This window comes from Streptomyces sp. NPDC030893, from assembly GCF_055571535.1.
Window position 1 is genome coordinate 110127 of the sequence record NZ_JBVIFC010000003.1, and the last position, 12855, is coordinate 122981.

Here is a 12855-nt window from a genome sequence, read left to right on the forward strand (position 1 = left end):
GGGTGGCGTGCCGCTCGCGCTCAGCCTTTGAACCAGCCGGACGGCCCGGGGGCGAGGTTCTGGTAGATGTGCTTGGCTTCCTGGTATTCGCGCAGGCCCGTGGGGCCCAGCTCGCGCCCGACACCGGAGCGGCCGAAGCCGCCCCACTCCGCCTGCGGTACGTAGGGGTGGAAGTCGTTGATCCACACGGTGCCGTGCCGCAGCCGCTGGGCGACGCGCTGGGCCCGGCTCGCCTCGGAGGTCCACACGCCGCCGGCCAGGCCGTAGCGGGTGTCGTTGGCGAGGTCCACCGCCTCGTCCTCGGTGCGGAAGCGCTCGACGGTGACCACCGGTCCGAAGACTTCCTCCTGCACGATGCTCATGGACTTGTCGCAGTCCGCGAAGATCGTCGGGAGCAGGAAGAAGCCGCGGCTCAGTTCCGGGTCGTCGGGTCGGGTGCCGCCGGTGACGAGCCGGGCGCCCTCCTCCTTGGCGGCGGCGATATGGCGTTCGACCTTGTCGCGGTGCTCGGCGGAGCTGAGCGGGCCGCTCTCCGTGCCCTCCTCCATGCCGTTGCCCAGGCGGATCGCCCGGGCGCGTTCGGCGAGGGCGTCGACGAACCGCTCGTACAGGGAGTCCTGGACCAGCAGGCGCGAACCGGCGGAGCAGACCTGTCCGGCGTGCAGGAAGGCGGCGTCCAGCGCGTAGTCCACGGCCGCGTCGAAGTCGGCGTCCTCGAAGACGATGTTGGGGTTCTTGCCGCCCAGTTCCAGGGCGATGTTCTTCGGCCCCTCGGCGGCGGCCGCCATGATGGTGCGTCCGGTGGCCAGGCCTCCGGTGAAGGACACGAGGTCGACCTCGGGATGCGACGTGAGCGCCGCGCCGACGGTCGCCCCGGAGCCGAGCACCAGGTTGGCGACACCGGGCGGCGCGCCGGCCTCCTCGATCAGCCGGATCATGGCGATCGTGGTGAGGGGCGTGGTCTCGCTGGGTTTGAGGACGAAGGTGTTGCCCGCGGCCAGCGCCGGCGCCACCTTCCACGACGCTTGCAGCAGCGGGTAGTTCCAGGGTGCGATGAGCGCGCACACCCCGACCGGCTGGTAGACGACGCGGCTGAGGACGTCCGGGCCGACGTCCACGACACGGCCGCCGTCCTTGCCGGCGAGTTCCGCGAAGTACCGGAAGGCGTTGGCCACGTCCTCCACGTCGAAGCGGGCCTCGGCCAGAGTCTTGCCGGTGTCGAGGGTCTCGGTGCGGGCGATCTCGTCGATGTCGCGCAGCAGCAGGTCGTGCACCCGCAGCAGGAGGTCGGCGCGCCGGCGGGTGGGGGCGTTCGCCCAGTCCTCCTCGTCGAAGGCACGCCGGGCGGCGCGCACCGCGCGGTCCACGTCGGTGGCGTCCGCCTCGTCGACGGTGGTGACGACGGAGGCGTCGTACGGGTTGACCACGTCCCGCCGTCCGCCGGCCGCCGCGTTCGTCCACTCACCGTCGATGTACAGCTCGCCCATCCCGCGTCTCCTTCGCATCCGACCGGTACCGATCGGTCTGCCGGTCGGCAACACGGCCATCGTGCGGCCGACGGCGGCGGGGCGCACGGTCGGCGTCGCGTCCGGGTGGTCCGGGTGACCCGGGCGGGTCAACGGCCGGGCGGGTCAACGGCCGGGCGGCGAGGGGGTCCGTCCGGGGCGGGGCGGTGATACGGGGGCGGAGGGCGGGGTGCGCGGGGCGGCCGTCGGATGGGGTGGGAGTGGCTCGGTGGCCCAGGGGACGGATACGGGCGTGGGGTCACGGGGCCGCCGACCTGGAGAGGTCCTGCGCCCGGTGGGCCCGGGCGGGCCGCTGGGCACACCGGCAAGGCACCGGACGGTACCGCCGGCGCCCCGGGTGGGCCGGGTCCGCCGCGTTGAGCGGGCGCGCTCCGGCCGACGACGCCGGGCAACGGGTGCCGCCCCGCTGTCGTCCCCCTGCGCGACGAAAACTCCGGCCGCGCCGTGTTGCGGCGGCATCGTGCGCGCGGGCACGGAATCCCCCTGGGCGGGCCTCGTCGCCGGCGCGCAACCCGCCCAGGGCAAGACCCTGGGCCCGGAGGGCCCTGTTCCGACTGCCCCGGCCCGACCCGGGGGCGGGGCAGGTCATACGGGGCCGGAGGCGCCGTCGTCCGGGCAACGGCTGCCCGCCCTGTGCGGCGCCCTTCGGGCCGGCAACAGCCACCCCCGCGTGAGGAGATCCCCTCCGGGTGATCAACCGAGGGCCGGTCCTTCGCGCAGCCAGGCCGGCTTCTCCTCGGCGTCCCGCAGACGGGGGTGTCCGGGGCCGTACATACGGTGGTATTCGCGCACGCAGCGGTCGAGCAGTTCGGCCGCCTCGGTGTGCCCGGCCCACGTCGATCAGCACGTTGGCGAGATTCCCCCGGGTGGCGACCGTCGTCGGGTGCTCCTCGCCGTGGAGGGCGACGCGTCCGTCCAGGACCGCGCAGGACGGGCACGGCATCCGCGTAGCGCTCCATGGCGTGCAGGACGGCAGCGAGGTCGTTGCGCGCGGTGAAGGTGGACTCGTGGTACGGCCCCACCGTCGCCTCCAGCGACCGCACGAGGGCGTGGATCTGCCGTTCCGCCTCGGCGTGACGGCCCAGCCGGACCAGGACGGCGCCGTAGTTGCCCCGGGCCGCGGCCGTGGCCTCGTGGTCCGATCCGTACCGGTCCTCCAGTCGGGGCACGAGAGCGCCCAGCGCGCGCTCGGCAGCCTCGTGGCGGCCGCACTTGAGCATCGAGGCGGCGTGGGTGTTGGCGGAGGAGAGAGCATCGGGGTGGTCACGGCCGAGCAGTCGGACACGGCGTTCCAGGACGTCCCGCAGGAGCGGCTCGGCCTCGGGGGCGCGGTCGAGGGCTTCCAGGACTGCGGCGAGCCGGGTGGCGCTGTGCAGGGTGTCGGGGTGGTCACGGCCAAGCGTCTCCGCCCGCGCGCGGGACGTGTCGCGCCAGGCGTTCTCGGCGAGGCTCAACTGACCGGTGGTGTGGCGGGCTCCGGCCAACTCGGCGTAGGTGCGGAGGGTTTCCTCGTGGCGGTCGCCGAGCCGGTCCACTGGGTGCGCGCCACGTGCTGATAGAGCTCGACGGCTTCCTCGCCCCCGCGCCCCTGGAGGGATACCAGTGCTCCGGCGAGTTCCCGCATGGCGGTGAGCGCGTCCGGGTGCTCGGGGCCCAGGGTGTCGATGGCGGACCGGGCTCGCATGGTGTGGATCTCCACGGTGGAGAGCTCCAGATGGGCGGTCTCCCGCTCCGGCCCACCGTTCGCCTGGATCGTGGCGACGATGCGTCCCCCGGCCGGCCGCCGCCCGTCGCCGGGCCCCTGTGCCGGCTGCCGCGTTCCGGTGCCCGGTGCGGCCTGCCCGTCCGTGTGCGCCCCGTGTTCCTGCCCGCCCTGCTGTTCCTGTCCGGGGTGCGGTGGCCGTGTGCCGGCGACCCGGCCGTCGTCCGAGGCTCGTCTCCGCCACCATCGCGCCATTCTGACCGCCTCCTCGTCGCTGCCGGTGCGTTCAGGCACCCGCGTGCACGTGTGCCGCCCACAGGCTGGGGGCGGCCGGGAACGCGGCGCGGCACCGCAGGACCGCCCGGTGCAGGGCGTGGGCCGTCCTCGAGTCGTCCAACTCCGGCGTGCCGGCGGGTCCTTCGATGGACATCTCCCCGTACAGAAGACGGGTGACACGGACGGCCACCGCGTCGTGCACCGGCCAGGGCGTTCCGACGGCGTTGGGATACCCGGCGAGTTGGAAGGCGGAGGTGATGTGGATCGCCTCGTCCGCCAGTTCGCCGCCGCACCGAGCCGTCTCGCAGCGGACATCACCGCGCTCCCGCGCACGAGGCTCCGACTTGCACTCGTGCGCTTCGAAAGAGAGCGGCGGCGATCCCGTCGGTGAATCCTTCTCACTTTCGTCGTCAGGAATAAGCCTGCCGTGCCCGCGAGACGCCCTGGCTGTCGAACAGAGTCAGCGGCGCCGCGCCGCCGCCCCGGCGACGTTGGGTCGGCGGGGGTTGAAGACCCAGACTCCCTGGGAATGGGTGGCACCCAGCACCCTGCCGATGTCGAGAAGCCAGGGGTTCGCCTTCTGGAAGGGCGCGAAATTGTCGTTGGAGACGATCACTCCGCCCACCTCTTCAGCGATGGAGATGACCAGTGCGTCCCCGCGGCCCTCGGTGCCCGCCGGCGGTTGCACCACGGTGCCGGCTGCGATCGCCTCCTCGACCAGCGGACGTTCCTCGGGAGCGACATCGTGCCGGAGTGTCGCATCGACGACGACGTGGATGTCCCGATCGGAGTTCTTGAACCGCAGTGATTTGATCGCGGCCTGGAGAGCCTGGAAGCTCGGCCGCCCGCCTGCCGAGCGCGGCGGGCGGCCGTTCCACGCAAGGTTCGAACCGTCGACGACCAGAGGCCCACCGGGCTGCTTGCCCGCCTTGGCCGACCGGGCCACCGATGCCGGCGTGGGAGGGGTCGTGGAGCCCGCCGCCGGCGCGGCGGCGGTCGGCCCCGGCCCCATGGCTGCGGGGACGGACTGCGGATGTGTCGGGCGAGGCGTTTCACGGCCGGTCGTGCGCAGTGAGAGAAGCTCGTTGAGTTCACTCTCGATCTCGGGCGGCACGGTGCTGTCACCGAAGACCCGGACCTCGCCGTCGAGGACGACCTGTCCCGTCTTCTGCAGCGTGGCCCTCACCGTCAGCAGGCCTTCCTTGCTGTAGGTGTACTCGAGGTCGAACGCGCCGTCCTCGGCCGCCCGGGAGCGTTCCGGGTAGGCGAGAAGGAGTTCGGTGAGCTTCACATTGTCGGGGTGGTCCACGGGCCGGTCGGGATCGCCTTCCCACACCTCGACGGTCAGTTTGGACACACCGTCCCTGGACGGCTGGTAGGACTTCTTCCGCTGCTGGGGAAGGCGCTGGTTACGGTCGATCAGCGCGCTGAACTCGCGCTTGCCGTACTGGTCCTTCGTGATCGTTCCGAGCGCGTGCGTGTTGACCACGCGGATGATGCTCTTCAGCTCTCCGTCCATGGCGGCCGCGCAGATCGCCGCTCCCTCGGCGACCGCGGTCAGCGGGTGGCAGAGATCCGCGCCGACGAGTTCGCAGTCCAGGGCCTCCGCCACCGCGTCGCGCACGGCAGGTATCTGGCTGCTGCCGCCGATCATCAGCACGGCTTTGAGTTCGCTCGGGTCGATCCGGGCCTGCTCGAGGCACTCCTCGACCGGGTCGAGAGCGCGGGTGATCAGGTCCTGGATCGCGGCGGAGAACTCGTCCTGGCCGATTTCCACGGCGATCCCGTCCGGCCTGGTGACGCGCACGAACTCCTGGGAGGACAGCAGGATCTTATTGCGCTCGATCTCAAGGGCGAACTGTCGCTGCTCGGACTCGGACCACTTCCCGCGTACGGGTGCCCGGTCGAGCACCATGCGGCGCAGGCGCGCGTCTATCTCCAGACCGCCGAGCTTGTTGACTCCGCGGCTGGCCTTCTCGTCGAAGAAGCCGTCGTCGTGCAGCAGCAGGGTGGCGTCCATCGTTCCGCCGCCCCAGTCGAAGACGAGGAACTCGCCGTCCTCCTCCAGGGTGTGCGCGTAGGCGATCGCGGCGGCCGTCGGCTCGTTCAGCAGCGTCTTGACGGCGATACCGGCCGCCCGTGCTGCTTCCCGGGTGCGGAACCGGGCCGCTCCCGTGGCGTTCGCCGGGACGGTGATCACTGCTTCGCCGATCTCCGTCGCGGCTTCCTCCTCCGCTGCCATGGCCATGGAGCGGAACACGCCGGCGGCCGCGGTGGTGGCGGCGAAGCGTCGTCCGCCGACCGTCACGAGCGGCTCCTCGCGCAGCATCCGTTTGCACGCCTCGACCGCCTTCTCGGACCGCAGTTTGGCTTCCCAGCCGAACAGGGCTCCGGGGCGGAGGGAGCTCGTGCCCACCACCGACGGGTAGAGCTTCTCGAAGCCGGGCCGTTCCCAGTCCGCGTCCAGTCCCTGACCACCGAGTTCCAGGATCTCGACGTACTCGCCGTTCCACTGGGCGGCGACCGAGTTCGTAGTGCCGAAGTCGATACCCGTCGTCATTCTTCCTCCCCCACTGCACTGTTGCCTGCGGGAATCCTCCGCAGGTGCCCGGCCAGAAGGACCTTGCCGGTCAGTTCGTCCACGTATGCCGGACGCAGCACTTCGAAGTCCTCGCCCTCGCCCTCGGTGACGACGAACCGATCTCCTTCCTCCGGCTCGGTCACCCTGAGGAGGCGTAGTTGCCGCAGATGGTCCTGCAGCGTGCCGTCGACGAGTTCGCCGCCGTGGTCCGGCTGCGTCCACAGCAGCGCGTCGATCTCCGCGAGTCGCCCCGCGAATTGGGTGCGTGTGCGGAACTCCTCGAGAACGGCTTTGCGCACGGCCACGTTCAGACCGGGGACCGGGGCGGCGCCACCAGCGGTCGTCGCGGTTTCCAAGGCGGCGGAAATCCGTTCCACCACCCCCTGGATGATCGTCTTGGCGTCGATGGGCTCGGGGACTTCGGTCACATCCCGTCGGCCCTCCCGCTTCTCCTTGCGGCGGTGCAGTCCGCCTGGCTTGTGCGGCGCGTCCACGTGGTTCTTGCCCGGTTGTATCTGCCCGCAGTGCGGGCAGGGGCGATGAGCGCGCTGGTTCTTGGGAACTTTCGCCTTTCCACGGCTTGCCGTGGTCTTCCTTTTCGCGGCCATGGACTGTTCGGGCCTCGCTCACCGTCGTGCGTTCGGTCGGGGAAAGCCGTCAGCGGGTGGAACCGTGACGGTCGAGGTGCGGTGGGGTGCTGCGGAAGTCGTCGAGTAGTTCGACGGCTGCCCGGGCACGGATGGACTCGAGGTCCACGCCGCTTGTGAGGGCGGTCCGGCGTGCCATCGGCTGCAGCGGAGGCACCAGCCGCCTGGGTACGGCGTCGGGCAGACCGTAATGGTCCGGGTCGAGGGGCACTCGGAAGAAGACGTCGAATCCTGCCCCGTTGCGGGCCGCTTCGTCTATGCGATCCTGGGCGTGGTTGAGCCGCGCCTGGGCCGCCTGGTCCCTCTGCTCCTCGTACTCGCGGAAGAGGGCGCGACAGTGCCGTTCCCATCCTCCCGCCCCGTGCTCCAGGCCGATTTCGAGAAACGGGTTCGTCATCGTTCCGCGTTTGTTCTTCGGCGTGGACCTCCAGGTGCGGACGTGCATGAGATTGCGCTCTGCGGCAGGCCCGCCGTTCTCCGCCGCTTTCTCCGCATACGTCTCGGCGAGGGCCAACTGCTCCCTTGCAGCCCGGTCGCTGCCTGCCTCGGGTGACGTGACGGCGGCGAGGTAGGCGGCGATGGTGTAGGCCTCGTCCATGAGGTCGGCGGGCAGGGAAGAGTCCTTCCTGCGCTCCCGCACGAAGGACTCGGCCTGATGGCGCGCCCCTTCCAGATCGCCGCACTTCAGCAGGTCGTACGCTCGATCGAGTGCGACCAGGGCGTAGAACTCGCTGCGCCGGGGATCGACGGTCGCGGTCGGCCGCCACAACGCGGCCATCAGTTTCCACAACCCGCGGTCGCGGAGGGTGTCGCCGTCCCATTGGCCGACGAGCGCCCCCGACCTGAGGTCGCGCAACTGGATCTGCTGGGTGCGCGGCAGCGCGGCGTCCAGCGCGTCCAGTGACGACAACTGGACGTCCCTGACCACGTCGTACAGCAGATCCCAGACGTCCTCGGGTTCCTGCCGGAGGATCGTCTCGTCGGCGAGGAACGCCCGGCGGCGCAGCATGTCCTGCCAGTCGAGCCGCTCCGCGTCCTGCGGGCTGATCGTGTGGGGGGCGAGGCGGGCGCGCAGGTAGAGCGCTTCCTCTTCGGTCCGCGCTCGCCAGGGCTCGTCCTCCGCCAGCAGACCTCCGTGGTCGACGAGGTCGTCGAGGACCGACAGCGGCGCCCAGGTAAGGACCCGGCCCAGGACGGCGTTCGGTACGGGGATCGCGCCTCGGGTGGCGGCGGTGGCGAACAGGGAGAAGGCGGGTCCGCCGGAGACCGCGTGGGACCTCGTACCGACGAGTTCGAGGCCGGGAGCGGTCGAGCACAGGATCTGACAGCGTTTCGATCCCTGCTCGTTGAGCCAGCGTACTCCGGCGGCCCACAGACTGCGCAGGTGTCCGAGGACGACCTCGGCCTCCAGGGTCGCGAGGCCGGCCCGGACAGCCGGGAGCAGGTTCTCGCGGTCCGGTGTCCCGGCGACGGCCCGGTTCAGCGTCTCCCGCTGGTCGTCCGTCAGCGTGGGAGCCTCCACGAAGTCCCGCAGCATCACTTGTACGGTGTGGACGGCCTCGTCGCCGTTGACGCCGAGCCAGCGCCACTTCCGTCGGCCGAAGCCGCTCGCGCCGCCAGGTTGTCCCTGGCTCGACCGGCGCTCTCGCGCCCTGGCCAGGCGTTCCTTCTCGGCGGCTATCGCAGCGCGGCGGGCGGCAACCGGGTCGGTCATGTCGTACACGCCGACACTGTAACCGTGCACGAAAACTTCACCCACCCCTCCCCTGAACTGTGATTCCCCAGGTAACCTGCCCGTCGCGGAGCGTGTTGCCGTGCCGGCGAGAGCGCGCCGCCGGGCCGCTCAGCCGACCCTCTTCCACTCCTGGCACCGGTTGGTCTTGAAGTACTCGCCCTTGTTGAGGGTCACGCGGCCCGGGCCGTTGAGGTTGTTGTTGGCGATGATGGCGTCGAACTCGCCGCTGGCGTTCTTGGCCCGCTCCCAGTAGCAACCGAACTCGTCCTCCGCCCCGGCGGTCTTGTAGGTGCCGGGCTTGATGTCCTCGCCGACGAGGAACTCGCCCTCGCCGGAGAAGCTGGTCGCCGGGCCGGGCTTCTTGGTCTTCTTCGGCTTCGCCGTCACCGTTTCGGTCTCGGTGACGGTGGGGGCGGGCTCGGCCTCGGCGGTTTCGGTGACGGTGACCGTGGGGCGGGGGCCGCCCGTGGTGTCGGCGGCCGTCACCGTGCCGGTGTCCGCCGACCCGCTGCTCGTGCCGATGCCGACGCCTATGAAGAGGGAGACCAGGGCGACTCCTCCATATTTCAGCCATCGTCTGCGGTCGCCTACGGGCCGTCCCGGGCCGGTGGGAGTGCCGAGACCGAAGGGGCCGGCGCCCTGCGGAGGGTGGTCGGGGAACGGGGGAGGCTGGTGGAAGGTCATGGCGTGCTCCGCTTCCGGGCGTGTGGTGGGCTCGGTGTGGGGTGGTGCCGCCGGGTTCCGGCGTGCGCCGGGGCTCAGAAGCCGCGAATCCTGCGGCCCGCTTCGGTCGCCGGGTAGAGGATCGCCTCGGCGACCCGGCCGCCGGAGTCCTTGACCCCGCCACTGAAGTTCAGGCGTCCGGACGTGCCGGTCTTGGCGGCGACGCCGTCCCAGTACTTCGCCTCGCGCTCCCAGCGGATGTCGTCGAGGAGGCGGACGAGGTCGTCCGTGCGGAAGGCGGAAGCCGTGTCGGCCCAGGGCATGGTGTGGTGGGCGGCGATGCCGATTCCGGCGAGGACGGCGGGCGCGGTGATGGCGCTGCGCGAGGTGAAGTGGTGGGCGTGGCGGGCGATGAGCTGCGCGAGGACCGGTACGACGGTGGCCTCGACCTGCTCGGGCCGGTACGCCGCCGGCAGTTCGTCCTCCTGCACCGATTCGGCGGACCGCTGGAGACCGTTGCGTCCGTAGAGCGTGGTGACGACGAGGGCGCGCAGCGCGGAGAGGGTGACGACCTCGCGGTCGCTCGCGGACACCTGCCGCTTGCTGACGTTCACGAGCCGCGCGAAGGGCACACGCTGCCCGTCGACGTCGACGTTCACAGCGTCGGCCACGAGGTGCGCGAGCCGGGTGCCGTAGTCCCGCTGGTCCATGGACATGGCCAGGTTCTTGGCGACGGCCACGCCCTGCACGTTGCGGTCGTAGAAGATCTGCCGCGCGTCGGCGGGCGCGAGGTCGATGTACAGCTCGAACGGCAGGCGCACCTGGGCGAGTTCGGGGTAGGTCAGGCCGTACGTCTCGGGGTCGTCGTAGAGGTCGTGCCAGGCGGTGGTCTGGGTCTCGCCGTCGATGGCGATGACCATCGTGCCGGGCGCGACGGTGAGGGTGCGCAGGCCGCTGCCCGGGACGAGTTCGTCGCTGAGCGCGGCGAGTGGTCCGGCGTGCCAGAGGGTGACCGGCGGGGTGGACCAGGCCGCGCCGAGCTCCCCCTTCAGTCCGGCGGCGATGTACTCGGCGTACGGACCGACATTCTTGCCCTTCTGGGACGACTTCAGCGTGCGCTGCACGGTGGCCCGTAGCTCGGCGTGCCGCCGCACCAGGCCGGAGGCCGCCTTCAGCCTGCGCGGGTCCTCCTCGGCGCGGGGTGAGGGCACGAGCTGGACGAGCGTCGGCACGGACATCGTTCCGACGACGGCGTCGGCGCGGAACGGCATCACCGTGAGCTGGGTTCCTTCGACGACGGCCGTCGGCATGGTCAGAAGCATGGGACTCCCCCGGAGCACTTAGCACTTGCGGCTTCCACTCGGAAGCAAGGCTAGAGAAGCATGACAATGAAAGCGTCGTCAATCACGTTGACAGATTTGACGGACGCTGTAGGTTGTTGACTGCTCACTCCAGAGAGGCTCAGGACTCCCGTCATGCCCCAGTCATCCGCTCAGGTGACCGCCGCCGAGATCTCCCGCATCGCGGGCGTCACGCGCGCCACGGTCAGCAACTGGCGCCGCCGGCACGAGGACTTCCCCGCGCCGTCCGGCGGCACGGACAGCAGCCCGCTGTACGACCTGGAGTCCGTGCGCGCCTGGCTCGCCTCGCGCGGTCACGCCTCTGCCGCGACCCCGTCGGAGGAGCTGCGTACGACGCTGCGTCTGCGCACGCAGAGCGGTGGCAGCGGTACGTCGGAGGGGCTGCTGCTCCTCGTCCTCGCGGCGGCGGGGCATTCGGTGGAGGAGCTCACGGTTGCCACGGAGCTGTCGGACGCGGATCTGGTCGCGCACGCGCGGCGTGACACGGCGACGGCGGCGGACGCCGTACCGGCCGCGGACCCGGTGCGTTTCGAGGCGGGGGACGCGGCGGTACTGCGCGCGCTGTACGTGTGTGTACGGGACGAGGGCGGCGAGGCCGCGCTGGGTGTGCTCGCAGAACGGGAGCTGGAGGACAGCGCCGCGTCCGGCGCGTACGTGACGCCCGCGCCGCTGGCCGACCTGCTCGCCCGCCTGATCCCGGGCTCCCCGTCCAGTGTCCTGGACCCGGCCTGTGGTGCCGGCACCCTGCTGGCGGCCGCAGCCCGGCAGGGTGCGCGTGAGCTGTACGGCCAGGACAACCTGCCGGTGCAGGCCCGGCGCAGCGCCGTGAGCCTGATGCTGACAGCACCTGAGGCCACGGTCACCGTGCGGGCCGCCGACAGTCTCCGCGCGGACGCGTTTCCGGAGCTGGTCATGGACGCGGTGCTGTGCAATCCGCCGTACGGCGTCCGGGACTGGGGGCACGACGAGCTGGCCTACGACCCGCGCTGGGCGTACGGCGTACCGGCCCGCGCGGAGTCCGAACTGGCGTGGGTGCAGCACGCGCTCGCGCATCTGGCGCCCGGTGGCTACGCGGCGCTGCTGCTGCCGCCGGCCACGGCAGGGCGTGCGTCGGGTCGGCGCGTGCGGAAGGAGCTGGTACGCAGCGGGGCGCTGCGGGCGGTGATCGCGCTGCCGGTGGGCGCGTCGGTGCCGTTGCACGTCGGGCTTCAGGTGTGGGTGCTGCAACGGCCCGAGCCGGGCGGTCCGGAACGCAAGTCGGTGCTGTTCGTGGACACGGCGGCGGAAGCGGCGGCCGGGGCGGCGGGCAGCGGTACGGCGTCGGGCCGTACGCGGGGTGCGAGCCGGTCCGCCTCCTTGGACTGGCCGGGCGTGACGGCGCGGGCGCTCGGTGCGTGGCGGGCGTTCACCGAGGACCCCGACGCGTTCGAGGGTGAACCGGGTGTCGCGCACTCGGTCGGTGTGGTGGATCTGCTGGACGACGTGGTGGATCTGACCCCGGCCCGGCTCGTACGGGCGTCACGGGCCGAGGTCGATCCGGCGGAGCTGTCGGCGGAGGTCGACGCCACCCGCCGGGACCTCGCCCGGGCCGCGAAGGCGCTGGCGCGGGCGGCCGGTCACGAGGAGTGGAGCGCGGCCGGAGCGGCGGCACGGGAGTGGCGGACGGCCACGGCGTCCGACCTCGCGCGCGGTGGGGCGCTCACGCTGCTGCGTACGGTGCCGGAAGGCGCGCGGGGGCGCGCAGAGGACGCGAGCGGGGAGCAGGGTGCGGCCCGCGCGGTGCTCACCGGGTCGGACATCTCCAATGGTTCGGGCCCCACGGGTGACCCGGCGGAGCTGCGCAGCGACACGGCTCCCGTGATCGCCGTGGGGGATGTGCTCGTACGGGCGGTCGTGGGCGGGGACGGGCCGATGGCCCAGGTAGCGGGCGAGGAGGACGCCGGCGCGCTGCTCGGGCTTCACGTCCACCTGTTCCGTCCGGACCCGAAGCGCCTGGACGCGTGGTTCCTCGCCGGGTTCCTGGGCGCGGACGAGAACATCGCGGGGGCGTCCACGGGCAGCACGGTTCTGAGTGTCAGCCCGGGGCGGCTGCGGGTGCCGCTGCTGCCGCTGGAGGAGCAGCGGCGGTACGGGGAGGCGTTCCGGCATGTGCACGCGCTCCGGGCGGAGGCTCGGCGGGCGACGCGGCTCGCCGAGGAGACGGCGCGGTTGCTGGCGGGCGGACTCACGGGCGGGCAGTTGTTGCCGTCGCGGGAGGCGGCGGAGGTACGCGGTCAGGGTGGCGATTCGCCCCATTAGGCACACGCGCCTTCACACATAGACCACACTTGTCGGACCGTCCCGGCCGGCTGATCGGCTCGGGGC

The 12855-nt window shown here is 71.7% G+C and carries 10 protein-coding genes; 1 reads left to right on the top strand and 9 read right to left on the bottom strand.

The genetic code is table 11. The features are described 5' to 3' along the window. Nucleotides 1-20: 20 nt before the first annotated feature. The 9 genes from ACZ434_RS08230 to ACZ434_RS08270 all read right to left on the bottom strand — a co-directional run bounded on the left by ACZ434_RS08230 (nucleotide 21) and on the right by ACZ434_RS08270 (nucleotide 10452). Entirely contained in the window at nucleotides 21-1487 is a 1467-nt protein-coding gene (locus ACZ434_RS08230; protein WP_468453116.1) for an aldehyde dehydrogenase family protein, read from the bottom strand. 128 nt (nucleotides 1488-1615) lie between these two features. Then, a complete protein-coding gene (locus ACZ434_RS08235) occupies nucleotides 1616-3061 on the bottom strand; it encodes a tetratricopeptide repeat protein (RefSeq protein ID WP_468453118.1) in 1446 nt (481 codons plus the stop codon). After that, nucleotides 2977-3483, bottom strand: a complete 507-nt coding sequence (locus ACZ434_RS08240; protein ID WP_468453120.1) for a hypothetical protein — start codon at nucleotides 3481-3483, stop codon at nucleotides 2977-2979. The genes ACZ434_RS08235 and ACZ434_RS08240 overlap by 85 nt, the downstream gene beginning before the upstream one ends. Before the next feature lie 31 nt (nucleotides 3484-3514). Continuing rightward, nucleotides 3515-3922: a CHAT domain-containing protein gene (locus tag ACZ434_RS08245; RefSeq protein ID WP_468453678.1), complete on the bottom strand. Its 408-nt coding sequence runs from the start codon at nucleotides 3920-3922 to the stop codon at nucleotides 3515-3517. A gap of 42 nt (nucleotides 3923-3964) precedes the next feature. After that, complete coding sequence (locus ACZ434_RS08250; protein ID WP_468453122.1) at nucleotides 3965-6064, bottom strand: Hsp70 family protein; 2100 nt, start codon at nucleotides 6062-6064, stop codon at nucleotides 3965-3967. After that, a complete protein-coding gene (locus tag ACZ434_RS08255; protein ID WP_468453124.1) occupies nucleotides 6061-6579 on the bottom strand; it encodes a hypothetical protein in 519 nt (172 codons plus the stop codon). Before ACZ434_RS08255 ends, ACZ434_RS08250 begins: the two co-directional genes overlap by 4 nt. A 163-nt stretch (nucleotides 6580-6742) precedes the next feature. Further along, complete coding sequence (locus tag ACZ434_RS08260) at nucleotides 6743-8446, bottom strand: hypothetical protein (RefSeq protein ID WP_468453680.1); 1704 nt, start codon at nucleotides 8444-8446, stop codon at nucleotides 6743-6745. Nucleotides 8447-8575: 129 nt separating this feature from the next. Continuing rightward, entirely contained in the window at nucleotides 8576-9151 is a 576-nt protein-coding gene (locus tag ACZ434_RS08265; protein WP_468453126.1) for a hypothetical protein, read from the bottom strand. Nucleotides 9152-9225: 74 nt separating this feature from the next. After that, nucleotides 9226-10452: a DNA sulfur modification protein DndB gene (locus ACZ434_RS08270; protein WP_468453128.1), complete on the bottom strand. Its 1227-nt coding sequence runs from the start codon at nucleotides 10450-10452 to the stop codon at nucleotides 9226-9228. A 153-nt stretch (nucleotides 10453-10605) separates the two neighbouring features. Between ACZ434_RS08270 and ACZ434_RS08275 the strand changes: the two genes are divergently transcribed. After that, nucleotides 10606-12789 carry an N-6 DNA methylase gene (locus tag ACZ434_RS08275; protein WP_468453130.1) on the top strand — a complete coding sequence of 728 codons (2184 nt, stop codon included), beginning with the start codon at nucleotides 10606-10608 and terminating at the stop codon, nucleotides 12787-12789. Nucleotides 12790-12855 lie beyond the last annotated feature (66 nt).